The 25,351-nt window shown below is 69.1% G+C and carries 20 protein-coding genes and 1 pseudogene; 12 read left to right on the forward strand and 9 right to left on the reverse strand.

Annotated features, from left to right (window positions below):
* The first annotated feature begins 25 nt into the window (after positions 1–25).
* From AB0B68_RS07635 to AB0B68_RS07650, 4 genes are all read left to right on the forward strand, one after another.
* Positions 26–1,000, forward strand: coding sequence for a sugar ABC transporter permease (locus AB0B68_RS07635; RefSeq protein WP_357200199.1), 975 nt, complete (start codon positions 26–28; stop codon positions 998–1,000).
* An 11-nt stretch (positions 1,001–1,011) separates the two neighbouring features.
* A complete protein-coding gene (locus AB0B68_RS07640; RefSeq protein ID WP_357200196.1) occupies positions 1,012–1,890 on the forward strand; it encodes a carbohydrate ABC transporter permease in 879 nt (292 codons plus the stop codon).
* Between the two features lie 19 nt (positions 1,891–1,909).
* Entirely contained in the window at positions 1,910–2,089 is a 180-nt protein-coding gene (locus AB0B68_RS07645; protein WP_357200193.1) for a hypothetical protein, read from the forward strand.
* A 146-nt stretch (positions 2,090–2,235) separates the two neighbouring features.
* The gene (locus AB0B68_RS07650; protein ID WP_357258383.1) at positions 2,236–4,203 is read left to right on the forward strand and encodes a discoidin domain-containing protein; all 1,968 of its coding nucleotides are present in this window, start codon (positions 2,236–2,238) and stop codon (positions 4,201–4,203) included.
* A gap of 948 nt (positions 4,204–5,151) precedes the next feature.
* On the opposite strand, the pseudogene AB0B68_RS07655 reads toward AB0B68_RS07650, so the two are convergent.
* Positions 5,152–5,817, reverse strand: a pseudogene (locus tag AB0B68_RS07655) (hypothetical protein); the annotation flags it as partial.
* A 9-nt stretch (positions 5,818–5,826) separates the two neighbouring features.
* Positions 5,827–6,690, reverse strand: coding sequence for an alpha/beta hydrolase (locus AB0B68_RS07660; RefSeq protein ID WP_357200187.1), 864 nt, complete (start codon positions 6,688–6,690; stop codon positions 5,827–5,829).
* A 198-nt stretch (positions 6,691–6,888) separates the two neighbouring features.
* Here AB0B68_RS07660 and argJ point away from each other — a divergent pair, with 198 nt between their 5' ends.
* Complete coding sequence (gene argJ / locus AB0B68_RS07665; protein ID WP_357258386.1) at positions 6,889–8,049, forward strand: bifunctional glutamate N-acetyltransferase/amino-acid acetyltransferase ArgJ; 1,161 nt, start codon at positions 6,889–6,891, stop codon at positions 8,047–8,049.
* Between the two features lie 66 nt (positions 8,050–8,115).
* On the opposite strand, the gene AB0B68_RS07670 is transcribed toward argJ, so the two are convergent.
* Genes AB0B68_RS07670 through argH form a run of 4 tightly spaced genes read right to left on the reverse strand, consistent with a single transcriptional unit; the run spans position 8,116 to position 12,688 of the window.
* Positions 8,116–8,961, reverse strand: a complete 846-nt coding sequence (locus tag AB0B68_RS07670; RefSeq protein ID WP_357200182.1) for a DMT family transporter — start codon at positions 8,959–8,961, stop codon at positions 8,116–8,118.
* Positions 8,962–8,989: 28 nt separating this feature from the next.
* On the reverse strand, positions 8,990–9,934 hold the full coding sequence (locus tag AB0B68_RS07675; RefSeq protein WP_357258389.1) for a methionyl-tRNA formyltransferase: 945 nt from the start codon (positions 9,932–9,934) through the stop codon (positions 8,990–8,992).
* Between the two features lie 22 nt (positions 9,935–9,956).
* Positions 9,957–11,138: an argininosuccinate synthase gene (locus AB0B68_RS07680; protein WP_357258392.1), complete on the reverse strand. Its 1,182-nt coding sequence runs from the start codon at positions 11,136–11,138 to the stop codon at positions 9,957–9,959.
* Positions 11,135–12,688, reverse strand: a complete 1,554-nt coding sequence (argH, locus tag AB0B68_RS07685) for an argininosuccinate lyase (RefSeq protein ID WP_357258396.1) — start codon at positions 12,686–12,688, stop codon at positions 11,135–11,137. The genes AB0B68_RS07680 and argH overlap by 4 nt, the downstream gene beginning before the upstream one ends.
* Positions 12,689–13,558: 870 nt before the next feature.
* On the opposite strand from argH, the gene AB0B68_RS07690 reads away from it, so the two are divergent.
* From AB0B68_RS07690 to AB0B68_RS07705, 4 genes are all read left to right on the forward strand, one after another.
* Positions 13,559–14,335, forward strand: a complete 777-nt coding sequence (locus AB0B68_RS07690) for an enoyl-CoA hydratase/isomerase family protein (RefSeq protein ID WP_357200170.1) — start codon at positions 13,559–13,561, stop codon at positions 14,333–14,335.
* A 190-nt stretch (positions 14,336–14,525) separates the two neighbouring features.
* The gene (locus AB0B68_RS07695) at positions 14,526–15,797 is read left to right on the forward strand and encodes an asparagine synthase-related protein (RefSeq protein WP_357200167.1); all 1,272 of its coding nucleotides are present in this window, start codon (positions 14,526–14,528) and stop codon (positions 15,795–15,797) included.
* Between the two features lie 59 nt (positions 15,798–15,856).
* On the forward strand, positions 15,857–16,675 hold the full coding sequence (locus AB0B68_RS07700) for a TauD/TfdA family dioxygenase (protein WP_357258400.1): 819 nt from the start codon (positions 15,857–15,859) through the stop codon (positions 16,673–16,675).
* On the forward strand, positions 16,665–18,101 hold the full coding sequence (locus tag AB0B68_RS07705) for a class I adenylate-forming enzyme family protein (protein ID WP_357200161.1): 1,437 nt from the start codon (positions 16,665–16,667) through the stop codon (positions 18,099–18,101). Before AB0B68_RS07700 ends, AB0B68_RS07705 begins: the two co-directional genes overlap by 11 nt.
* Positions 18,102–18,145: 44 nt before the next feature.
* Here AB0B68_RS07705 and AB0B68_RS07710 read toward each other — a convergent pair whose 3' ends face one another.
* Positions 18,146–18,742: a helix-turn-helix domain-containing protein gene (locus AB0B68_RS07710; protein WP_357200158.1), complete on the reverse strand. Its 597-nt coding sequence runs from the start codon at positions 18,740–18,742 to the stop codon at positions 18,146–18,148.
* A gap of 76 nt (positions 18,743–18,818) precedes the next feature.
* On the opposite strand from AB0B68_RS07710, the gene AB0B68_RS07715 reads away from it, so the two are divergent.
* Both AB0B68_RS07715 and AB0B68_RS07720 read left to right on the forward strand, forming a co-directional pair.
* Positions 18,819–20,393, forward strand: a complete 1,575-nt coding sequence (locus tag AB0B68_RS07715) for a bifunctional NAD(P)/FAD-dependent oxidoreductase/class I SAM-dependent methyltransferase (RefSeq protein WP_357258403.1) — start codon at positions 18,819–18,821, stop codon at positions 20,391–20,393.
* 266 nt (positions 20,394–20,659) lie between these two features.
* Positions 20,660–22,390 carry a hypothetical protein gene (locus AB0B68_RS07720; protein WP_357200152.1) on the forward strand — a complete coding sequence of 577 codons (1,731 nt, stop codon included), beginning with the start codon at positions 20,660–20,662 and terminating at the stop codon, positions 22,388–22,390.
* 82 nt (positions 22,391–22,472) lie between these two features.
* Here the strand turns inward: AB0B68_RS07720 and AB0B68_RS07725 are convergent, their stop codons facing one another.
* Positions 22,473–22,946, reverse strand: a complete 474-nt coding sequence (locus AB0B68_RS07725) for a hypothetical protein (RefSeq protein ID WP_357258406.1) — start codon at positions 22,944–22,946, stop codon at positions 22,473–22,475.
* A 211-nt stretch (positions 22,947–23,157) separates the two neighbouring features.
* Here AB0B68_RS07725 and AB0B68_RS07730 point away from each other — a divergent pair, with 211 nt between their 5' ends.
* On the forward strand, positions 23,158–24,552 hold the full coding sequence (locus AB0B68_RS07730) for an FAD-dependent oxidoreductase (protein ID WP_357200146.1): 1,395 nt from the start codon (positions 23,158–23,160) through the stop codon (positions 24,550–24,552).
* A gap of 27 nt (positions 24,553–24,579) precedes the next feature.
* Here the strand turns inward: AB0B68_RS07730 and AB0B68_RS07735 are convergent, their stop codons facing one another.
* On the reverse strand, positions 24,580–25,347 hold the full coding sequence (locus tag AB0B68_RS07735) for a nucleotidyltransferase domain-containing protein (protein WP_357200143.1): 768 nt from the start codon (positions 25,345–25,347) through the stop codon (positions 24,580–24,582).
* Positions 25,348–25,351: the final 4 nt, after the last annotated feature.

Here is a 25,351-nt window from a genome sequence, read left to right on the forward strand (position 1 = left end):
CGCGAGAGCCAAGGACTCATCAACGGTGACGACGACCCTCACTCCCCCAACCCCGGGCGCCAACAAGCGAGCGCCCGGTCGATCCCCAACGCCGAGGCGCGGTACCGCCGCCCGCGGTCGGCCCGGCGACGGCCGGTTCGTCGCCGTCTGCCTGCTACCGGCGTTGGCACTGTTCGCGCTGTTCATGATCTGGCCGACGGTGAGCGTGTTCCGGATGTCGCTCTACACCTGGAGCGGCTATTCGGCACAGATGCGGTTCGTCGGCCTGGACAACTTCAGCAAGCTGATCGACGACGAGCAGTTCCTGCGCGCATTCCAGAACACAGTCGCGCTGCTCGTGGTCGTGACCGTGGTGACGATGGGGATGGGCCTGTTCCTCGCGGCCGTCATGACCCGCCAGAAGCTGCGCGGCCACACCTTCTACCGGTTCGTGCTCTACATCCCGAACGTGCTCTCGGTCGTCGTCATCGCGGCCATCTTCTCGGCCGTCTACGACCAGGAGAACGGCCTGCTCAACGGCACACTCCGGGCGCTCTCGCTGGACGGCCTGCAGCAGGTGTGGCTGGGTGACCAGAAGCTGGTGCTCTACTCGGTCGCGATCGCGATGCTGTGGCAGTCACTGGGCTACTACATGGTCATCTACATGTCCAGCATGGCGAGCATCCCGGAGGAGTTGTACGAGGCCTCGGCGCTCGACGGCGCGGCGGCCACCCGGCAGTTCTTCGCCGTCACGCTGCCGCTGATCTGGCAGAACCTGCGCACGACGCTGACCTTCTTCATCCTCAGCGCGGTCAACCTCAGCTTCGTACTGGTTCGGGCGATGACCGGTGGCGGCCCGGACGGCGCCTCCGAGGTGCTGCTCAGCTACATGTACAAGCAGGCGTACACGAACTCGGCCTACGGCTACGGCATGGCCATCGGCGTGGTGATCTTCGCTTTCTCGTTCCTCGTGTCGCTCCTGGTGAGCCGCGCGACCCGGCGTGAGCCCCTCCAGTTCTAGAGGACACTCCCATGACCACGATCAACAAATCCGGTCCGCGGCCCGGCCGTGGCCTCACCCACCTGCTCGTCGGTGGGATCACCCTGCTCATCATGATCCCGGTCGGCTGGGTGCTGGTGGCCTCGCTGAAGCGCAAGAGCGAGTTCTTCGGCAGCCCCTGGACCCTGCCCGAAGGCCTGCACCTGCAGAACTACGTCGACGCGTTCGGCGGCGCCCAGATGGGCCGCTACTTCGCCACGTCGGTCCTGGTCACCCTCCTCGGCCTGGTCTTCGTGCTGGCGGTCTCGGTGCCGGCGGCGTACGTCGTCGCCCGGTACGAGTTCCGTGGCAAGAGCATCGTCGAGGTGGCGTTGCTCGCCGGACTCTTCGTCAACGTCAACTACATCGTGGTGCCGATCTTCCTGATGCTTGTCGACTGGGACCGTGCGTTGGTCGACGTGTTCCCGGACGGGTTCTTCCTCGACAACCCGGCGGTGCTCTCGCTGGTCTACGCGGCGACCTCGATCCCGTTCACGATCTACCTGTTGAGTGCGTACTTCCGGTCGATTCCAGGGGACTTCGAGGAGGCCGCACTGCTGGACGGGGCATCCCGGTTCCGGATCATGACGCGGGTGATGCTGCCGATGGCCCGACCGGCGGTCACCACGGTGATCCTGTTCAACTTCCTGGCCTACTGGAACGACTTCGTCATCGCGCTGACGCTGCTGCCCGGCGAGGGCAAGACGTTGCAGGTCGGCCTGCTCAATCTGATGGCCGCCCAGAAGGCGGCTGCGGACCCTGGGCGGCTCTACGCCGGCATGGTCATCGTCATCGTGCCGGTGCTCCTCCTGTACGCGCTGATCCAGCGACGCCTGATCCAGGGCATGGCCGCCGGTGGTGTCAAGGGCTGAGGCCCGAGAAAGGGATGTCATGAAGGAACCGACACGTGCCGCTCTGCTCGTCGTCGCCCGGCTGCTGCTCGCGCTCGCCTGTGTCGTCACCGTGGTGGTCGTCCGACCCACGGTCGGGTGGGGCAACCTCGCGATCATGCTCGTGGCGCTCGCCGTCCTGATCGGTCTTCTCGCGGACTACAACAGAAAGTTCCGGTGAGCCGCGGCGTGCGGCGGGCCCGAGCTCCGCCGGGGGCGTTCCCTCCCGGCGTACGAACGAGACAGCGCAAGGAATTGAAAGACTCCCCCACCCCCCGACCACGCCCACGGTTAGGACTCTCGATGCGCCTGTTCAGGTCCTCGTTGGTGGCTTTGACCACGCTAGCCACCGCAGTACTGGTCGCCGCGCCCCCCGCCGCGGCAGCCGCCACGAACTACTACGTCGACTGCTCCGCGAGCACATCGGGCAGCGGCACCCAGGCCAGCCCCTGGAACAGCTTCACACCGGTGAACGCCAAGACGTTCGCCGCCGGAGATCAGATCCTGATCCGGCGGGGCACGACCTGCGTCAACCAGCAACTCTTTCCCAAGGGTTCCGGCGCGGCCGGCGCACCGATCATCATCGACGCGTACGGCAGTGGCGCCAAACCGGTACTGGCCGGCAACGGGGCTGTCGTCGACGTCGTGAAGCTCTACAACCAGCAGTACTGGGAGATCCGTAACCTGGATATCTCCAACAAGGGGTCGGCGATCGCCACCCGCCGCGGCGTGCACATCATCCGCGAGAACTCCGGCACCGGCACCTACTACCGGGTGACCGGGCTGAGCGTCCACGACGTCAACGGTAACCAGACCAAGAAGGACGACGACGCCAGCGCCGGCATCTTCTTCGAGGTCCTCGGACACACGGTGCAGACGAAGTTCGACGACGTGCTGATCAACAACAACACGATCGCCACCGTCGACCGCTACGGCATCCACTTCTGGACCCGCTGGATGGTCCGGCCGGAGCTGGCCAATCCCAACTGCGGCTCCACCTGCGGCACCTGGCTTCCGCAGACCCGGGTCGTCGTCCGCGGCAACACGGTCACCGACATCGGCGGCGACGCCATCGACGTGCACCACACCCAGAGCGCCCTGGTCGAGAACAACCGGGTCGACGGCTTCCGGGTCCGCGAGCCCGCGCAGTGCGCCGCCGGCATCTGGGGCTGGAACATCAACGACGCCCTGTTCCAGTTCAACGAGGTCAGCGGCGGCCGGAGCACCTGCGACGGGCAGGGCTTCGACCTGGACGAGGGCAACATCCGCACCATCTACCAGTACAACTACAGCCACGACAACGAGGGCGGCTTCATCCTGCTCTGCAACGGTGGGGGTTCGACCACCAAAGACAACATCGTGCGCTACAACATCAGCCAGAACGACAGAGGCCAGATCTTCGACCTGGTCTGCGGCAAGCTCACCAACACGAAGATCTACAACAACGTCTTCTACGTGGGCCAGGCGGCCCAGATCATCAACAACAGCAACGGCTCGACGGGCGCCAACGCCGAGTTCTACAACAACATCTTCTATGTGACCACGACCCAGGCCAGCTACAACGCCGGGGGGCTGCTGTTCGACTCCAACGTGTTCTACGGCCAGCACCCGGCCGGCGAGCCCGCCGACCCGAACAAGATCACGGCCGACCCGCTGTTCGTCGCGCCGGGCGCCGCCACCTCGATCGGTGACGCCGGCGGCTACCGGCTCCGCGCCGGCTCGCCGGCGCTGGCCAGTGGCCAGGTCATGACCAGCCCGGGCAGCCGCGACTACTTCGGCAGCACCGTCACCCCGGGTTGCCGTCCGGACCGGGGCGCACACCAGCTGAGCACCGTCTGCGTGCCCAGCGCCGGCGTCATTCCCCGCACCGGCTGGTCGCTGAAGTACGTGGACAGCCAGGAGACGGCCGCCGAGAACGGGGCCGCGACCAACGCCTTCGACGGCAACCTCAGCACCATCTGGCACACGAAGTACACCGGCGGTAACGCCCCGATGCCCCACGAGATCCACATCAACCTCGGGGCGAGCTACTCCGTCTCCGGCATCCGCTACCTGCCCCGGCAGGACGGAGGCTCCGGCGCTGCCAACGGACGCATCGGCCAGTACGAGGCCTACGTCAGCACTGACGGCGTCAACTGGGGAACCGCCGTGGCCACCGGCACCTTCGCCAACAACGCCAGCCAGAAGGAGGTCCGGTTCACCGCGAAAACGGGCCAGTATCTGCGACTGCGCGCCCTGAGCGAGGTCAACGGCAACCCGTGGACCACCGCCGCGGAGATCTACGCCCTCAACTGACCGGCACATCAGGGAGCCTCCGGCATCACACCGGAGGCTCCCTGGCGTACCCATGGTTGGGCTCACCACCTCGGGGTGGCGCAACCGCCTCGGTCACCGCCAGACCCTGTCCGCGATGTCGTAGACCATCGTGCGGTCGACCTGCTTCGGAAGCGACTGGCCGAGCCGCCACGACCCGGACGTGGCGTGTAGATCGACAGTCACCGAGCCCGCCGTCGCGGCGCCCAACTGGCCGACCCAATGCCGGCTCTCCTCGATCAGCCTCTGCACGGCCTCGACGTCGGGCGCCGTCACCTCCACCACCGTGGTGTCGACAAGCGCCGAGCCGACCAGCAAGGCCAGGAGCCGGCCGAGGACCGCCGCGGGCACCGCGCGGTCCGTCGTTTCGACGAGCACGTAGCAGTCGTCGTGCCCGGAGAACAGCAGGCGTGAGCCTGCCAGCGTGGGCAGGACCGGCTCGTCGTACGTGGCCGTTCCGATGACGACGATCATCTCGTCGACCCGCTCGGCGGAAGGCGTACCTGGCACGTCGACAAGTGTCAGCTCGTAGGGGTACCAGCCGGCCAGGAACCGGGGCAGCTGCTCCCGGCGGATCAGCAGGGTCTCTTCGCTGAGGCCGACGACCCCGGCCGCCAGCGCAGCGACCTGGTGCGTCTCGAAACTGACGCCCTGCTCCGCCGCGATCCGCGACGGCCGCCACTGCTGATACTCCTCGTCCAGGAAGCTGTTGGTCTCCAGGCCGACTACCATGATGGTGTCGTTCCCGGCGAGCATGAGCACGTCGGCCAGCTCGGCGGCCTGCGCCGCGGTCGCGGTCACCATCCAGGAGCCGCCTGCCTCGCGAACGCTGAAGCTCAACGGAAAGGGCGCGCGTTCCAGTCCCACGCTGTTGGTGGAGAACGCGCCGTGGGGTCCGACCTCTATCGTCGCGGCGCCGTCCCCGGCGATCGGGTAGCCGATCTCGGTGAGGTCCACCCGCAGGTCGGCGACGGTGAGCTGCGGGTTCAGGGCCCTTGTCACGGTGTCGGTGAGCGGTCGATGGGCAACGACGTGCTCGACTGCCGCCCGGTCCACCGCCATCTCGTAGTAGTCGGCGGCGAACTCCACGAAGCGGTCGACGATGTCGTCGAACAGGATGTCGAGCAAGCCGGACCCGTCCGGGCCGGCGTCGTCGTACGGCCCGCTCGGTGGTGGGAAGGCGATGCCGTCGCCGGCGTGCCAGCGATCGTCCCCCGCGAGCCGCCACAGCACGGTCGTCGCGACGAGTTGCCCGTCCTCGTCGCAGAAGGCGGGTTCCGTCAGCTGTGGACGCAGCACCTCCGGTACCCCGTCGACCAGGGCCGGCCACAGCTCGTGGTTCGGATGACAGTACGGCGACATCGCCGACTCATGATCGAAGAGTCGGATGAATGCGCCGTCGGCGGTGAACACGACGGCCCACTCGTCGCCGCTGCCGTTACTCATCGACGCCGCCTCGTCCGGGCCCCAGTTCGACATGTAGGCGTAGTAGGGATCCCCGCCGTCGATGATGCGCTCGAGCACTGCCAGCGCCTTGCAGCGCTGCCGCAGCAGATCGATGTCGGGAAGTTTGGCGGCGACGTCGTAGGCGGTCACCGGGTCACCCTAGTGAGGCGGCAGCACCCCGGTCCCGGGGGCGAGGACCCGGGTGAAGAACGCCAGGGTGTCGCGGATCAGCGGCTCCAGCGGCACCCCGCCGAAGCAGTGGTCGGCCCCCTGCACCACCGACAACTCGACCTCGGCACCCGCCTTGGTCAACGCTGCGGCAAGTTCTTCGCTCTGCCCCACCGGTACGACCAGGTCCTGGTCGCCGTGGATCAGCAGCATCGGTGGGGCCTGGCCGGTGACGTAGGTGATCGGACTTGCCGCCCGGCCCAGCCCCGGGTTGCCTGGCAACGGGGCGCCGATCAGGAGCGACTCGGGTGAGTCGTCCGCGTCGTGGTCGATCGTCCCGGACGGGTGCGCCTGCGACTGCATGGCCAACAGGTTCGACGGCGCGTACCAGCAGACCGCTGCCCGAACGCGGGTGTCGTCCTGGTCGTCCCCCGTCAGCGCGACCATCGACGCCAGGTGACCACCGGCCGACTCGCCCCACACCCCGATCCGCTCGCCGTCCACGCCCACCGTGCCGCCGTGCCGGCGCAACCAACGCACCGCCGCCTTGACGTCGTCGAGTTGGGCGGGGAAGTGCGCCTCGCCGCTGAGCCGGTACTGCACGGAGGCGACAGCGAACCCGGCCCGGATGGCGGCGGTGAACGGATCCACAGTCATCAACCAGTCCGGCGGCTGCTTGGGCGAGCCGAACAGCCACGCGCCGCCGTGGATCCACACCAGGACCGGGGCCGGTCGGGGTGCCGTCACCGGCACGACGAGGTCCAACGTCAGCGGGCGGAAGCCCGGGACCTCGTGCACGACGAAGTCACGGTGCTCAATCCGGTCGTTCCAGCGCGGGGGTTCCGACTCGGTCATCGCGTCATCGTCGCACCGACGGTCCGGGCGTGCCGACCAGCCGACCATCCCCGGACCGGAACCACCAGCGTCGGTACGCTCCGCGCCGGCCTCTGCCGAGCTCACGGCGAGCCCGGCAGACAGCCAGCCCATTGATACCGTGGGTTACGAGGCGTGTCTGTTGCGTTCGAGGGCCACGACCGGGCCGAGATGAGAAGGATGGAGCAGCACATGATCGTTCCGCAGGGGTTCCGCGCGGTGGTCGCGAACGCCGGGCTCAAGGACGACGAGGACGACTTCACCGCCCTGGTCTCCGAGGTGCCTGCGGTCAGCGCCGCGGTATTCACCCGCTCCCGGTTCGCCGGCCCCAGCGTCGTGCTCAGCCGTTCGGCGGCGTCGACGTCGTCTGCCCGCGGCGTCGTGGTGCTCTCCCGCAACGCGAACGTGGCCACCGGCAAAGAAGGGCTCGAAAACGCCCGGGAGGTGCGGTCCACTGTGGCTCGCGCCGTCGGGCTGGACGACGACGAGCTGCTCATCGCGTCGACCGGGGTGATCGGCAAGCAGTATCCGATGCCGAGGGTCCGGCAGCGCCTGGCCGAGCTTCGGTGGCCCTTTCCGCCTGCCGATTTCGACCGGGTAGCGCGGGCGATCATGACCACCGACACCACGCCCAAGGTGGTGCGGGTCAGCTGCGGGGCGGCGAGCATCGTCGGCGTCGCGAAGGGCGTCGGCATGATCGAACCGAACATGGCGACCCTGTTGACGTTCTTCTGCACGGACGCCCGCATCGAGCCGGCCGACCTGGACCGGGTGTTCCGGTCGGTCATCGCTCGCACGTTCAACGCGGTCAGCATCGACACCGACACCTCCACCAGCGACACCGCTGCCATCTTCGCCAACGGCCTGGCCGGGCCGGTCGATCTGGACGAGTTCGAGCAGGCGTTGTACTCCGTCGCACTGGACCTGGTGCGGATGGTCGCCCGCGACGGTGAGGGTGCCAGCAAGCTCATCGAGGTCCGGGTCAGCGGTGCCCGCGACGGCGAGCAGGCCAAGCGGGTGGGCAAGGCCATCGTCAACTCGCCGCTGGTCAAGACAGCCGTGCACGGCGCGGACCCGAACTGGGGTCGGGTGGCCATGGCGATCGGCAAGTGCGAGGACGACGAGGACATCGACCAGGAACGGGTACGGATCGGTTTCGGCGGTATCGAGGTCTATCCGGCGCAGGCCACTGAGGAGACCCTGGTTCGGCTGCGGCGCCACCTCGAAGGCGACGACGTCGTGATCGAGGTCGACCTGGGTATCGGCGACGGCGCTTTCACCGTGTACGGGTGCGACCTCACTGACGGATACATCCGGATCAACGCTGACTACACCACCTGAGTGCCGACGCATCCGGGCGGTACCCCACGAGGTACCGCCCGGATGGTCGTGGCCGAACCGCGCGGGTCAGCGGGACGCCAGCAGGAACACCCCGACCAGCGCCAGGACGACACCTGCCCACTGCACCCGGGTGGCGCGTTCGCGCAACACGACCCGCGCGAGCAGGAGCGTGCTGACCGGGTAGAGCGATGCCAGCAGGCCCACCACGGACAGGTAGCCCTCACGGACCGCCAGCAGATACAGCACGCTCGACAGCATGTCCAGACCACCGGAGAGCAGGGCCAGCAGCACCGTGTTCCGGGGGGCTCTGATCGGCCAACGACCGATCGGCCAGGCGAGCACGAGCAGTGTCAACGAGGCGCATCTGGCGGCCACCAGTGGCCACAGCCCCGACCCGTCCCCGGTACGGGACAGCAGCACGAAGAACAGGCCGAAGCCGGCACCGGCCGCCAACGCACCGGCCACGGTCCGCAGGTGCGATTGTCGACCCGGCCGGTCGCCGCCCGAGGTGACCGAGACGCAGGGGATGGCGATCAGTCCGCAGGCCAGTCCGGCCGCCCCGATCACCGACACGGTGTCCCCACCGGCCAGGCCGACGAGGACGGGCAGGATCGCGGCCATGGCGGCGGTGGTCGGAGCGACCACGCTCATCACTCCGTGGGCGAGGCAGTGATAGAGCAGCATGGCGCCGACGCTGCCGGCCAACCCGGCCAGTGCCCCCCAGCCGGCGTCGGCGGCCCGGAGGTCTCCGCCGCCAACGGTCCCGACGAACACCACGGCGGTCGCCAGCCCTGCCATGTTCGACCAGAGCACGACGGTCACCGCCGCGGCGCGCTTGGTGGCGAAGCCGCCGACGAAGTCGGCGGCTCCCAGAACCGTTGCCGAAGCCAGCGACATCAGAATGCTGAACATGTTCCGCCTTGGGTTGTCGGTGGCCGGATCAGTGAGATGTCAGATAGCCCCCCATTGACGTGAAGTAGGCGCGCGCCGGCAGCTCCGTGCCATCGTCCGTGCGCACCTGGAGGATCCTCAACCCCTGCTCACGTCCGGTGTGGGCATCCGGTCCGCACACCACGACCACGCCGTTTCCCTCGGGGCAGAAGATCCGGCCCGGCGTCCCTCCGTAGCGCTTGGACGACACAGCCGCTGCGGTAACTCGCAGCCGGACACCGTTGTGGTAGGCAAAAGCGTTCGGGTAGGGGTCGCTCTGCGCCCGGATCAGATTGGCCAACCGGTCGGCTGGCCACGTCCAGTGGATTCGGCTGTCCTCCACCGATCGCTTGTGGAAGAACGTCGCCTGGGCCGGGTCCTGGCTGATCCACTGCCCGGTGCCGCTCTCGATGAGGTCCAGCGCCGACAGGGTGATCTCCGGGAAGATCTCGATGGTGCGCTCGAACAGGTTCGTCACCGTGTCCTGGTCGCTCACCTCGACCCGGCGCTGCAACACGATCTCGCCGAGGTCGAAATCATCATTCATGAAGTGCACGGTGACCCCGACCTCGCGTTCACCGTTGATCATCGCCCAGTTCAGTGGGGCGAAGCCGCCGTAACGAGGCAGCAGGGCGTCGTGGACGTTGATCGCCCCGTGCCGCGCCAGGCCGTACACGGCCGGCGACAGCCAGGTCCGCCAGTCCGACGACACGATGATGTCCGGGGCCAGCTCCCGCAGCCGTGCGGCGACCTCGTCGTCATTGGCGTACTGACGGACCAGGATCGGCAGGTCGTGCTTCTCGGCCAGGTCGACCACCGAGTCGTTCCAGATGGTTTCGTACTCGTGCCCGCTGTCGGGATGGGTGATGACCTGGACGACCTCATGGCGGGAGTCCATCAGCGCCTGCAGCACTCGATGCCCCCACGTCTGGTAGCCCATGAACACTACTCGCACGGGTGTCGCTCCTCTCTGCTTCTCAGGCCCGGTGGCCGGCGGTCAGCGGCAGTGACCACACGTAGGCGAAGCCGGCACCCGCCTGGTGATCGAACTGGTCGCCGGCTTCGTAGGTGGCCATCGCCCGGCTGTAGCGGGAGTTCGGTGAGGACCGACTGACCACCGTGCAGTTCCCCTTGAACATGTCCACGGCGATCTCGCCGGTCACCGCCGGCTGAAGGGTCGCCACGAATCCGTCGAGGGCCCGACGCAGGTCGCTGAACCAGTACCCGTAGTAGACGAGTTCGGCGTATCGCAGGGCGATGGACTGCTTGTGGTGCAGTGTTTCGCGGTCCAGCACCAGCGACTCCAACTCCGCGTGCGCGGCCATCAGCACGGTTGCCGCCGGCGCCTCGTAGATGCCCCGGGTCTTGAATCCGACGATCCGGCTCTCGGTGATGTCGATCCGACCGATGCCGTGCGGCGCCGCGAGCGCGTTGAGGCGGCCGACCAGAGTGCTCAGACCCAGCGACTGACCGTCGAGGCTCACCGGAACACCCCCGGTGAAGCCGATCCGTACGCGGGTCGGCTCGTCCGGTGCCTGGCGAGGATCACCGGTCAGCTGCCACGCGTCGGCCGGCGGCGGCTGGGCGACGTCGTCGAGGTCGCCACACTCGATACTGGTCCCCCAGACGTTCGTGTCGATGCTGTAGGGCTTCTCCTTGCCGACAGGCACCGGGATGCCGTGCTTCTCGGCGTAGGCCAGCTCGTCCTCGCGGGTCTTCAACTCCCAGTCGATCACCGGTGCCAGCACCGTCAGCGACGGGTCGAGCGCCGCCACACTGGTGAAGAAGCGGACCTGGTCATTGCCCTTGCCCGTGGCGCCGTGCGCCACCGCGTCCGCGTCGACGGCGTGCGCGATCTCGACCATCCGCTGTGCGATCAGGGGTCGGGACAGCGGCGCGGCCAGCAGGTACTTGTTCTCGTACCGGGCGTGTGCCTGGAGGGCGGGCAACGCGAAGTCGGTCAGGAACCGATCGGTCAGTGGCTCCGCCCGCACCTCGGACGCGCCGGTCCGCAGGGCGCGCTCGCGCACGTCCGGTACGGATTCGAGCTGCCCGATGTCGGCGCAGAAGGCGATCACCTCGGCGTCGTACCGGTCGCGCAGCCAGTGCAGCGCCACCGATGTGTCCAGGCCACCGGAGTAGGCGAGAACGATCTTCATGACTGCTCCTGTCCAGGGTGGTCGTGCGCGAGTTCGTCGAGGACAGCGGCGAGTGTCTTGTCGATCGGGGCGCCGCCCGCCACGTCGTCGGCACCGCGCAGCGTGCCGGCGCGGGCCGCGGCCAGGCCGTCGCGACGGGTACGGCTCCAGCCACGGTGTGCGGTGGAACTGGTGCGCAGCTCCGCAGCGACGTCCATAACGCTGGCGGTGGAGGTGCCACCACCACTGGTGTAGCCGTTCACGGCGTTCAGTGGCGCGAGCAGCTCACGGAGCACGTCCACGGCGACCGGATGGCCCTCTTCGGCCAGCATCGACGACACCAGTTCGAGGTCGCGCAGCGTCGCCTGCCGGCTGATCAGCTGACCGACCACCTTGCCGACGATGTGATGCGACTGGCGGAACGACACTCCGGCCGCCGACACGAGATAGTTGGCCAGCTCGGTGGCGCTCGAGAAGTTGTCCCAGCACAGCTCCTCGCCGCGCTGCGGGTCGAAGCGAAGAGTGCGGGTCTGGCTCTCCACCACGCGAAGGGTGGACAGGTACGAGTCGATGCTCTGCCACAGGAACGGCTTGTCCTCCTGCAGGTCGCAGCTGTACCCGAGCGTGACACCCTTGACCGCTGTCAGCAGCTGCACCAGCACTCCGGTGGCCCGGCCGGACCGTCCGCGTACCAGCTCGGCGACCACCGGGTTCTTCTTCTGCGGCATGATGGAACTGCCCGTGGTGAAGGCGTCCCCCACCTCGCAGAGCCGGTACTCGTGACCGCTCCACATGACGATCTCCTCGGCCATGCGTGACAGGTTGTTGCTGCCGAGGGCGAAGGCCGCAGCCGCTTCGATCATGTGGTCGCGGGCGCTGGTGGCGTCCAGGGCGTGGCTGAGCACCCGGTCGAAGCCCAGGAGCTGTGCGGTCGCGTCGCGGTCGAGCGGGAAGGAGGTGCCGGCGAGCGCGCAGGCTCCGAGCGGTGACTCGTTGACCCGACCGAAGGCGTCCCGCAGACGGCGCACATCACGCAGCAGCGCGCTGGCGTGTGCTGTCCGCCAGAAGGCGACGCTGATCGGCTGGGCGGCCTGGCTGTGGGTGTACCCCGGCAGCACAGTGCGGAAATCCTGATCGGTGAGCTGCGTCAGCCGGTCGATCAGGTCGAGGTTGGCGTCGATCGCCTCGAGGAGGACGTCGCGGAGGTACATCCGGGCGTCGGTGGACACCTGATCGTTGCGGGACCGGGCCGTGTGCATCCGGCCACCGACGTCCAGCCCCAGCTCCTCGATGACCATCTGCTCGACGTTGAGGTGGACGTCCTCGTACTCGGCTCGCAGCGTGAGCGCGCCGTCTCGATGTTGCTGGTCCAGCTTGACCAACGTCGCGACGATGGATCGCGCCGCATCCTGCGGGACGATGCCCTGACGGGCCAGCAGCAGCACGTGTGCGATGTTCTGCCACAGGTCGTGTGGGATCAGCCGGACGTCGATGTCAACAGTGAGCGTGTAGTCGAGCACCTCGGGTGTGATGTCTTCCTCGAAGCGACCGCCCCAGAGCTTCTGGGTCATCGGACACGCCTTTCCGGGCCCGTCGGGACCTCATGTCGCAACGCCATGGCTTTTGTTTTGCGCAGGCGTCATCCATTCTGCGGCCAATTGAGCGCAGAATTGTCGAACAATTGTTTTCTATTGAGGCGGTGCAGCCCGGCTCACCGGCCAGTGCGGATTAGGGCAGCGACTACCACAGGTCGACGACAAAGGCGACCGGGATATGCTGCGAATTTCGGGAGGAGGTCGCGTCGGATGCTCGTGGCTTTATGGCGACCGCCTGTTTCCGTTTGTCACAACCCCGACATCTGGCGGGCCGACCCTCCATGCAGTCGACCAACATCCCGGGACCGAGTGGGGACCGGCGCAGGCAATGGCGTCGACGAAAGCAGCGCTTCCGTCGAGCTGATCACTCTTTGTCTGATCTCAAACACCCCGCGTATTGTTCACGTCTCTGACCTGCCGATATGCCCGAGCCCCAGCCCGCACTGACCGTCCACGTGCGACCACACTATGTCAGAGGGCGTTGGGGCGGGTGCCCCTTCTCGCCATCTGGGAGCGATTCTCGATGCGGTGGGGACAGCACCCCCGACGGTGAGTAGAAATTGACCGAAACATGCGCTGATCGCCAGCTGGGCCGGCGTTGAACGAACAACAAAGCTTCGAAATTGCGGCTATTGACATTGAGCGCGATGATGCACAAAATGAGGGTTATCTGAGCAAGGCCGGCGCAGCAATGGCCCGCCATTGCCACCAGCCGCGCTCCTGTCGTACTGTGCTTGACGATCCCGCCGCTCTTCGCCGTACGCCGGCGTGTCTTGAGCTGCCCGGCCGGTCTTGCGGCACCGCTACGCCGGGAGCGACACCAACCAGTCGGAAGAGCGGAAGCGAATGTCAGCGGAATTGAGCACGCAGACCTATTTCAGCCTCGACGTCTCCGAGGGCGTGGCCGTGGTGGAGTTCTCCGAGGGCCACCGGCACAACATGTGGTCGATGCCCCGGATGCGGGCGCTGACCGAGACGGTTCGCGAGCTCGACGCCCCGGACGTCCGTGCGGTCGTGCTGTTCAGCGGCGTCGACAGGTCCTTCGGCGTGGGGGGCGACTTCCACGAGACGTCGACGTTCCGAGGCGGCGACGAGGTCGATGAGTGGATTGATCACATCACCGACCTGTACGTCGCCTGTCTACAGCTCAACCGCCCACTGGTGGTGGCGATCGACGGCTTCGCGATCGGTATCGGGCTACAGATCGCGCTCACCGCGGACTACCGGGTGGGCAGCGACCGCTGCGTGCTGAAGATGCCGGAGTTCCAGGTGGGCATCGCCTGCACCTTCGGTGGATACATGCTCGAGCGGTCCGTGGGCCGCAGCGTCATGCAGCAGATGCTGATGTCCAGCGCGGACTGGTCGGCCGAGCGGAGCCTGCAGGACAAGTTGCTTCACGACGTGGTCCCGGTGGATCGGCTGTTGTCCGTCGCCGTGCAGCGGGCCCGGTCCTTCGCGGCCTACCCGACGGCCGGTTTCCGGAGCACCAAACCGTACCTGAACAGGGGGTTCGTCGACGGGCTCGAACAGCTTCGAGTCATCGGCAAGCAGGCGCACCGCGCGGCATTCGCCGCCGGTGAGGCGCAGCGCAACATGCGACAGGTCATCGACAGCAGTCGGTGACGTCGCAGACCATCGACGCGGAAGGAACACCATCATGGCGGCCAGCAGGTGGGCGGCGGTTGGAAACTGCGATCTGACCCCTCTGGAACGGATAAGACCCGCTGTCCACGTCGGTGACCTGAGAGTTCACACCAGCGGGTTCGCGGGTGACAGCCCACGCGCCACGCCGTTGGAGATCGATGTGCGGACGATGTCGGTCCGGACCGCGAACGGCGGTGCCACACCCGCCCCGACCGAGCCCGACAGGGCGCGGATCTTCGTCGACGAGGACCGCGTCGTCGTGCGGACCACAGCACTGAACGAGGATGCCATCTACCTGGCGGTCAACCGGTCTCAGGGCAAGCTCGCCTACTTCACCGACCTGTTCCTGGCCCCGCTGATCCTGCCCGCGCTCGGTCTGCCCGTCGAGGTCCGCCCGGAGGGACCTCAGCCGCTCAGCGACGAGACCGCACTGCTGCACGTCAGCCGGATACCGTTCGGCGCGGTGCAGGAGGGCAGGCGGCTGCGCGACGGATGGACCCTACACACCACAGTGGCCGACGATCCCCTGCGGCATCTGCGTCGTCCCGGGCGTACCGACGCGCTGCAAGCCGGAGAGGATCAGGTCAGTGCCCTGCAGGAGCAGATTCAGTCGATAGCCCGAGACCGACCGCTCGACCGGTTCGCGACCCTCCTGTCCGGCGGCATCGACTCCGGCACTGTCACAGTGCTCGCCGCCTCGGAGGGGCTCGCCTTGACGCCGTACAGCGCCGGCACTCCCTGGGGTGACGAGTTCGACGACGCCGCGGAGCTGGGCGATCACCTGGGTCTCTCCGTGCGCCGGGTCGAGCTGTCCGAGGAACGCATCCTGGCTGCCGTCCCGCAGGCCATCCGAGGGCTGGGTGTCACGGAGCCCGAGGTGGTGGAGGTCGCGCTGACCGCGACGGCGCTCTACGACGGGACCGAGATCCCGCGCGACGAGGTGCTGCTGACCGGATATGGGAGCGACCTCATCAACGCCGGCATCTACCGTCCGTTCAGCATCCCGGAGGAGCTGATCGATCAGACGATCGCGGCCATCCACCAGACCCGGTTCACCAACGAGTTGTCCAGCCGGCTGCCGTTGGCGTACGGCCGGGAAGTCCACCACCCGTTCTGGGCGTGGCCGGTGATCCAGGTCGCCCTGGACACGGCGCCGGACTGCAAGGTGCGCGACGGGAGGGAGAAGTTCCACCTTCGCCAGGCCATGAGCCGACGGGTGTCGCACGACATCGCCTGGCGTCGCAAGATCGCCGTTCATCACGGCGGCGGTCTTCAGCGAGGGGTCGTGAAGCGACTCGAGGCGGATGCCCCCGGCGTCGACCGTTCCGCGATCTACCTTGCCTGTTTCCGCGCACTGGTGAACCTGGCGCAGGAAGGGTCGATCGACGACTGGGACCCACTTCAGGTGTACGAGCGCGGCATCGCCGACGCCCGGCGCTGACCACCCCGAAGCCCGCTCACCGCGGCCGCGTCACCCATCCCAACGCCACACCTCAGGAGATGACCTTGAGCCTCACCCCGTCAGGTCTCGGGCTGGTACTCGACCCCGCCCCCACGAACAATCTGGCGAGCGCCTGCCGCAGTGCCGCGACCCGGACCGGCGCGGCCCTCGTACGAGGGCTCGATCTCGACGAACCAGCCTTTCAACGCCTGGTGCATGAGCTCGGCGACACCGTTGAGCACAAGTTCGGCGAGGGCCGCGCCGACCTGCTCAAGTTGAACGCCTCAGCAGACGAGGGGAAAGTGGTCACCGGGCGCGGCCCACTCCCGCTGCACACCGACGGCATCCTGGTAGGAGAGCAGACGGATCTGATCGTCCTCTACGCCAGCGAGTTCCGCGACGAGCCTGGATCCGGCGAGACGACAGTCTGTGACCAGTTGGCGGCGTGGGCCGAGATGCCGGACGACCTGCGGCAGACGATCGAGACCGTAGGGCTGGAGTATCTGGTCGAGGACCGGGGTTACTTCCCGACGGTCCCTGACGACTGGTACGAGATCCCCACCGTCCGCGACTACGGTCGGGTTCGGTCGCTGAACCTGACGTTGCCGTTCCCCGTCGGCGCCAACCATGGCTGGCAGGTACGGGTCAAAGGCGGCGACCAGACCACCACCGACACCTTCTTCACCCAGCTCAGTGACTTCCTGCACCGCCCCCGATTCCTTTACCAGCACCGCTGGCAGGTGGGCGACCTTCTCGTGATCGACAACCAGCGCACCCTGCACGGACGCACCGCGATCGGTGCCGACGGGGTGCGGCTGCTTCTGCGCGGACAGGTCACTCTGAACACGGCACGCCGGGATGATCTGCATGCTGCATGAGGCGTTCCAGGAGGTGGTTCGGACCCACCCGGACGGGGTGGCCGTACAGGCAGTCGACGGCGAGGAGCTCACGTACGCCCAGCTGAGTGACCTCGTCGACCGGGCGTCCGTCGGCCTGCTCGGCGTCGGGGTACAGCCTGGTCACCACGTCGCCACCCGTCTGCACAACGGCCCCGCGTACGTCGCGACCATTCTCGCCCTGGCTCGGCTCGGCGCGGTGCACCTGCCGATCAGTGTGCAGTCGGACCGGGATCGGCTCCGCTGGTCGCTGGCCCAGGTCCCGGTCCGATTCCTGATCCACGAGCAGGATGACGACCTGTTCGAGACCCCGGTCGACACCCTCGCCGTCAACACGCTCCTCGCCGAGCCCGCCCCGCGCGCCGTCGAGGCGCTGCCGGCCGGGTCTCGGGCCGGCGTCTTCCGGTTGCTGGAGACCACCGGATCCACCGGGGTCCCCAAGCTCGTCGCCTGGCGTCAGGAAGACCTACTGGCCGACCGGCGGCAGTGGCTGTCCTATCTCCAGGTGACCGCTGAAGACGTCTTCCTGACCATGCATCCGTTGGACGTGGCCCATGGTGTCGATGTGCACATGTTTCCGGCGCTCCTGGCCGGCGCCCGGCTCGTGTTCTCCGACCCTGCCGCGCCGCCGGACCGGCTGCTGCGTGCTCTCGCCGAATCGGGCACGACGATCTTCAGCGCCCTGCCACGCCACTATCAGCTGCTTGCCGACAGCAGCTCCACAGCTCTGCCGTCGCTGCGGCTCCCGCTCTGCGGCGGGGCCTATCTCAGCCCGGAGGTGATCACGCAGGCACGCCGACACCTCGGGATCCGGATCCGTCGCATCTACGGGTCGACCGAGTTCGGCATCGTCCTGGGCAACATGGACGACGTCGCGCAGGAGTCCCGCGGCATGTATCCCCTACCAGGGGTCGAGGTGGCGCTGGAACCGCTCTCGGCGCAGACGCCGGCGCTCGGTGAGATCCTGGCCCGTTCGCCACACACCAGCATCGGATACGAGGGCAACCCGGTCGAGACGGCACGTGCCTTCCGGGGCGGCTGGTACCGGACCGGCGACGTGGGCGAGCGGACGGATTCCGGCGAGTACCGCGTGCTGGGCCGGGTCGCCGACGTCCTGGCCACCACGTCGGGACGACTGGTCTTCGCACCTCAGCTCGAAGGCGCGTTGGAGGCCGACGCGGCGGTGCGGGAGGCGGCGGTCGTGCCGTCGACGGCGGCGGATGACGGGGCGGCTCCGCTGGTGGTGGTGACGCCGGCAGACGGAGCCCCGGCGTCGGACGTCGCCACCGCGGCGCGCCGCCTCCTGCGCGAGCACGGTGTGGCTGACCGGGTACGGGTGGTCGACGAGCTTCCGCACACCCCGGTCGGAAAGCTCGACAAACCAACAATCCTGCGACGGTGGGGCTGAGCAGTTCCTGGACACTCCACGGCCGACGGGGTCGGGCTCGACGACTACTGCTGCTTGTCGGGCGTGGCCGGGCGGGCGCGGACGTGCAACCGCTCCCCCTGCGGGCCGAAGAGACTGAGGGCTTCGGCGGTGCCGGGGCCGGGGTTGAAGAACAGGTGCGGGACGCGGGTGTCGAACTCGGCCACCTCCCCCGGGGCCAGCGTCAGATCACGATCACCGAGCAGCAGGCGGAGCCGGCCGGAGAGCACGTAGAGCCACTCGTACCCCTCGTGGGCCTGCGGGATTCGGCCCCCGGCGGACGGGTCGGGCGGGAAGATCTGCTTGAACGCCTGGACGCCGCCCGGCCGGCGGGTCAGCGGCAGGTACGTCACGCCGTGGATGACGATCGGTTTGGGGCGTACCCGGGGGTCGTCGGTGGCGGGAGCGTCGACCAGTTCGTCCAGCGCCACCTGGTAGGCCCTCGCCAGCGGAAGCAGTAACTCCAGGGTGGCGCGACGGCTCCCGGACTCCAGCCGGGACAGGGTGCTCACCGAGATGCCGGTCAGCTCGGCGAGCTGGGTCAGCGTGATCCCACGTTGGTGACGCAGGGCACGCAGCCGGGGGCCGACGGCCGCCAGCGCGGCGTTGTCCTCGTTTGCCATAACGGCAAGGATAGTTGCCACATTGCCGACGGCGACGGATGGTGGGCGCAGCCGACAGAGCAAGAGGGAGATACCGGTGGACGAGACATACGACGTGGTGGTGGTGGGCGGCGGCGCCGCAGGGCTCAGCGGAGCGCTGGCGCTGAGCCGGGCCCGACGGTCGGTACTGGTGATCGACTCCGGTGAGCCGCGCAACGCGCCGGCCGACCGGGTGCACAACTACCTGGGCCGGGAGGGGACGCCGCCGGGCGAGCTGCTCGCCATCGGACGAACCGAGGTGTCCGGGTACGGCGGACAGTTCCGCACCGGACGGGTGCAGGCCGCGACCCGGGACGACGACGGGTTCCGGCTCAGCCTGGACGGCGGGGATTCGGTACGGGCCCGCCGGCTGCTGGTGACCACCGGTCTGACCGACGAACTGCCCGACGTGCCCGGCCTCGCCCAGCGATGGGGGCGCGACGTGCTGCACTGCCCGTACTGCCACGGCTGGGAGGTTCGGGACCGCCGGATCGGCGTCCTGGCGACCAGCCCGCTGAGCGTGCACCAGGCCGAGATGTGGCGACAGTGGAGCCCCAGCGTGCTGCTCTTCCTGCACGACGCGCCGGCGCCGGACGCGGAGACCGCCGAGCGGCTCGCCGCCCGCAGCATCGCGGTGGTGCCCGGCCCGGTCGCCGCCGTGGAGGTGACCGACGACGCGCTGACCGGTGTACGGCTCGCCGACGGCCGGGTGGTGGCGCTCGACGCGATCGTGGTGGCGACGCGGCTGACTCCCCGCTCCGATGTGCTGGTGGGGTTGGGTCTGGCCCCGGAGGAGGTGACGATGGGCGAGCACGTCATCGGCGCCCAGATCCCGACCGACGCCACCGGCGCGACGACTGTCCCGGGCGTCTGGGTAGCGGGCAACGTGGCCGACATCCGCGGTCAGGTGATCACGTCCGCCGGGGCCGGCCTGACCGCGGCGGCGGCGATCAACGCCGACCTCATCGCCGAGGAGACCCGCGACGCGGTGGCCGCGTACCGGCAGTTGGTGGCCACGACGTTCGAGGAACCGGCGTGGGAGGAGCGCTACCAGTCCCGCCCTTCGGTCTGGAGTGGCCGGCCGAACCCGCAACTGGTCGCCGAGGTGACCGACCTGGCCCCGGGGCGCGCCCTGGACGTGGGCAGCGGCGAGGGTGCCGACGCGGTGTGGTTGGCCGGGCGCGGCTGGCAGGTGACCGCGGTGGACATCTCCACCACGGCGTTGAGCCGGGCCGCCGCGCACGCCGAGACCGCGGGCGTGCGCGACCGGATCGAGTTCACCCACGCCGACCTACGGGACAAGCCGCCCACCGAGGAGGCGTACGACCTGGTGTCCGCGCAGTTCATGCACCTGCCGCCGCAAGAGCGGCGGGAGTTGTTCGGCCGGCTGGCCGCCGCGGTGGCACCCGGCGGGGTCCTGCTGATCGTCGGGCACCACCCCTCGGATCTGTGGGGGTCGGCGCACCGGATGCACATGCCGGACATGATGTACACCGCGCAGGACGTGGCCGCCGATCTGGAACCGGCCCACTGGGAGGTACTGGCGGCCGAGGAACGCTCCCGCCTCGCCACGAACCAGAACGGTGAGGACATCACCCATCACGACGCGGTCCTGGTCGCCCGCCGACGCTGACCCCGCGCGCGTCGCCGTGCGGTCACCACGTCGACCCGCGTCGATCATGGACTGATGCGGGATGACAAAGGGTGGTGGAGCACCACCTTTCCGGCAGCATGAGTCCATGGTCGGCGCGGGAACGGAGCAACGCGGGACGGCAACGTGAGAGGTGGTGGGGCAGGACTTCGCATGAGGTCGGGTCAGCGGTAGCGTTGCGCCACACTGACGGCCCGTGGGGCAGGCGATCGCCGACCCTGACGCCCCGATCGTACGGAGGATGGTGCATGTCCATCGGCGCTGAGCCGCACGCAGCACGCGACGATGCGGCCTCCCGGCCGAGCTTCGAGCTCGCCCTTCGCGGATACGACAAACGCCAGGTGGACCGGCACCTGGAGCAGCTCGACGGCCAGATCGCGATGCTGAGCGGAGAGCACGGGCGCTCCGCCGTCCGCGTCCGTGAACTGACCGCCGAGGTGCAGCGACTGCGCGCCGAACTGGCCGAGCTTCAGGAGCAACCTGTGCAGGTGGACCGCGCCTCGTTCCACGATCTGGGCCCGATGGTCGGCGAGATCATGGCGCTCGCCGAGAAGCAGGCCGGCATCATCACCGAGTCGGCCACCGACCGGGCCAACGAGCTGCGCAGCGAGTCCGAGCGGATCCTCGCCGACACCCGTGAGCGGGCCGCGCAGGCACGTCAGGACCTGTCGGAGGAGTTGGCCACGCGGCGGGCCGAGCAGGAGCAGGCGCACGAGGAGCGGCGCGCCCACGCCGAGGCCGAGTTGACAGCGATCCGCGAGCACGCCGAGCAGTTGCGGGCCGACGGTGAGGCCGCGCACGAGCGCGCCCAGCACGAGGCCAAGCGGATCACCGAGCAGAGCGCGCAGCAGCTCAACCAGACCAGGGTCGCCGCCGACGCGCTGATGAAGTCGGCCCGTACCCAGATCCAGCAGGAACTCCAGTCGGCCCGCTCCAAGCATCAGCAGGAGATGGCCCAGTGGCAGGCCAGCGTGGAGCGAGAGGTCAACGAACGGCGTACCGCCGCCGAGCAGGACATCGCCGAACAGCAGGCCGCCGCCGAGCAGGAGCTGGCCGAGCAGCGCAGCGCGACCGAGCAGCAGATAGCCGCGCTGCTCGCCGAGGCGCAGCAGCACGTGACCGAGCTGCGCAACCGCGCCGACGAGCAGGCCGCCAGCCATCAGCAGCAGCTCGCCGCCCTGCAGAAGGAGCTTGAGGAGCGCCGGCAGGAGGCCGCCGACCTGAACGCGGAGCTGGACACCGGCCGTCAGCAGCTCGCCGAGATCCGCCAGGAGGGCGAGACGCTGGAGAACGAGCTGTCCCGGATGCAGCAGCGACTCAGTGAGGTCCGTCGGGACCTGACCGCCGAAAGCGCCCGGTTGGACGAGGCCCGGCGGGCCGGCGACTCCGCCGAGCGGCACGCCAAGGAGGTCCGCGCCCGCGTACAGCGGGAGGCGAAGCGGGTGGCCGACCTCGCCGCCGCAGCGGTCATGGCCGCGGCAGCCGGCGGTACGGAGACCGCCGAGTACCCGATGGTGGGCTCCCGCTCCAGCGCCGACCGACCCGCCCCGGAGCGCGTCGAGCGGCTCACCGTCGACCGCGTCGACCGGTACTCCGCGGAGCGCCCGACAGTGGACGACGCGGACACCGATCGCGCCACTGCCGACCGCGCCCTGCTCAGCGTCGCACCTGCCGATCGGGGCTCGGCCGAGAACGGCTACGCGGACCTGACCCCGGTGGACCAGGCCAGTGGCGACCAGGCCCCGGCCGAGCACGCGAACGGCGACCGGGCACCGGTGGAGCAGGCAGACGACGCGCATGCTGGCGCTGCGGCGGTTGCGGAGGAGTCGACGACGTCCGACCGTACGGCGGCCCGGGAGGTCAGCGCCGACGACGCCGACCGGACCTTCCCTCGGCACATCGGCACTGACGCACCGACGCCCGTGCCGTTCCTGGCCTTCGGGCAGCCGGTCAGCGAGAACGGCGCCGCCCGACACTGACCTCAGCCGCGGTTGCACCCGGGCCCGGAGCGGATCCGCACGGGCCCGGGCCGAGCGTCCGGCCGGTCGACGACCCAGCCACTCACGAGGGAGATTGAGCTGAGCGAGCGAGGTACCTCCGCAGCTCGGCGACCTCCTCGCCCGTGACGGTAGGGGCGAAGTCGAGGTATTCGCTGGGATAGATGGCGGTGCCGGAGCCGGCCACCGTGACGAACCAGGCGCCCTCGTGGCCGAACCAGTGCGCCTGTCCGACCTTGCCGAGGTCGACGAGGTCGTCCGGCGCGGCGGATTCGCCTGCCGCGATGATGCGCACCCACTGCCCGTCGCGCCCATACGGAGGCTGAGGGATCACCATGTCCAGGTACTCCTCGTCGACCCGCTCCGCCGTCACCCCGTACAGCCGAGCGGCACCCTCGCGTGCCACAGTGCGCACCTTCCTCAGACTGCCGGTGGCGCCGACCAGCACCTCTCCGTCAGGTCCGTCGACCAGCACCGCGTACGAGCGATCCGGCTCGTGGCGAACCCGTGCACGGAACCGCGGCGGGATGTCAGGCATCCAGCAATGATCCCCCACCGGGCTCGCCACGTGGGTACGCCGACGAAGCTCATGGACGATGGCTGACCAGCGGTGATCAAGGAACGGGTGATGGCTCGGGCGAATTCTGCGAGGAACCGGGTCGCCTCGCAGGTCGGAGCTGGCAGGCTGGGCTGGCCGCCGCGCACCAGCGGTGGCCGCCGGCCCGGCCGGTGACCGAGAGGAGCGCCCGGTGACCGACCAACCGGAGGAGTTCGACCTGCTCGTCGTCGGTGGCGGCAAGGCCGGCAAGACGTTGAGCATGGACGTGGCCCGATCCGGTCAGCGGGTCGCCATGGTCGAGCGCGGCATGATCGGCGGCAGCTGCATCAACGTCGCGTGCATCCCGACGAAGGCGCTGGTGACCAGCGCGCGGGCCGCCCGCCAGCTGCGGGACGCGTCGGCGCTCGGCCTGACGGTGGAGGGCGGCCGGGTCGACATCGACCTGTTGCGCGAACACAAGCAGGACGTGGTGGAGGGGATGGTCGCCGCCAACCGGCAGCAGTTCCTCGACTCCGGGCTGCACCTGGTGATCGGCGAGGCCCGGTTCGTCGGCCCACGAACCGTACGGGTGGTACTCGCCGACGGCGGCGAGCGACTGCTGCGCGGCAGCGACGTGGTGATCAACACGGGCACCCGCCCCCATCTGCCGTCGGTGCCCGGGATGGCCGAGGCCGGGGTGCTCACCAGCGACGAGCTGCTGCGCCTGGACCGGCTGCCGGCCCGGCTGGTGGTGCTCGGCGGCGGCACCGTCGGGGTGGAGTTCGCGCAGATGTTCGCGTTGTTCGGCAGCGCGGTGACACTGGTCGAGGGTGGTCCACGGCTGCTCACCCGCGAGGACCCCGACGTCAGCGACGCGGTGATGCGCGTCTTCCTCGACGATGGCATCGACGTACGGGTGGGTGTGGCCGTCGCGCGCGTCGACCGGGAGGCCGACGGATCGCTCCGGGTGACGCTGGACGACGGCAGCGTGGTGATCGGGGACGACGTGCTGGTGGCGGCCGGGCGGGAACCGGTCACCGACGGGCTCGGCCTCGACGTGGCCGGCGTACGGCTCAGCGAGCGGGGCTTCGTGGACGTCGACGAGCACCTGCGTACCAGCGCCGAGCGCACCTGGGCGGCCGGGGACGTCGCCGGGAGCCCGCAGTTCACCCACATCTCGCTGGACGACTACCGGATCATCCGGGCGAACCTCGCGGGAGGCCAACGCAGCACCGCCGACCGGCTGATCCCGTACACCGTCTTCACCACCCCGGAACTGGCCCGGGTCGGCCTGACCGAGACCGAGGCGCGCCGCGCCGGATACGACATCCAGGTCGCCCACCTGCCGGTCGCCGCCATCCCCCGGGCACGCACCCTCCGACAGACCCAGGGCATGTGGAAGGCGGTCATCGACACCAGCAGCGACCGGATCCTCGGTGCGTCGTTACTCGGCGCCGAGGCCGGTGAGGTGATCACCTCGGTGCAGCTGGCCATGCTCGCCGGAATGCCGTGGACCGCCCTGCGGGACGCGGTCATCACCCACCCGACCATGACCGAGGGTCTCAACCTGCTCTTCGCCTCGCTGGTGTCCAGCCCGGTCCGCTGAGCGCCGCGGGGCCCGCCCAGGCGACCGCTACCCGGCGATCTCGTCGCGTACCCCTTGTTGGAAGGCGCGGGCCTGCGCCCCGGTGGGCGGGGGCCCGCCGTGGCGTGCGGCGACCGCCTGACGGATCACCTCGGCCCGGTCGTCGGCGTCGAGCAGCCGCTGGCCGGCGGCCACCTTCGCCAACCAGACGCCGTCGCGGTGGCGCACCAGTGAGCGGCAGGCGCCGAGTACGGCGTCCTCAGTGCCGGGCGCGGGTTGGTCGGCCGGCGGGGTGGGCAGGGCGAGCCACCAGGACAGCGCCTCGATGAGCAGCCGGCGCAGGTCGGCCGGGGCGAGGTCGGCGAAGGCCTCCCCCGCCGGTGGCCCGAGCAGTGGGAGTCCACTCTGGTGCAGGATGCTGCGGTCGAGGCCGTACCAGAATCGGCCGTCGGTGAGCGGACGGTCGGCGGGGTCGAGGGTGCGGCGGAACGGCATGGCGGCCCCGGTGTTCAGTTCGACCTCGAAACCGGGGTCGGGGGTGCCGGAGGCGGCCACCGCGCGGTCGTAGACGACCAACTCCAGCCCGCGCGCGGGGCAGGGCAGCGCGTCGTGTCGCAGCCGGGCGACCAGCGTCTGCTTGATGGTGCGGGTGAGCGGCCCGGCGCTGAGCAGCGCCACGTCGACGTCGCTGCGGCCGGGCTGGTACGCCCCGAGCCCCACCGAGCCGGCCGCGTACGCGCCGACCAGGTCGGCGCCGAGCACGTCCCGGGCGGTGTTGACGAGGTCGTCGAGGTAGCGCTGAAGATCGGAGTCCACGGGC

Source organism: Micromonospora sp. NPDC049049, from assembly GCF_040649115.1.
Taxonomy (GTDB): domain Bacteria; phylum Actinomycetota; class Actinomycetes; order Mycobacteriales; family Micromonosporaceae; genus Micromonospora.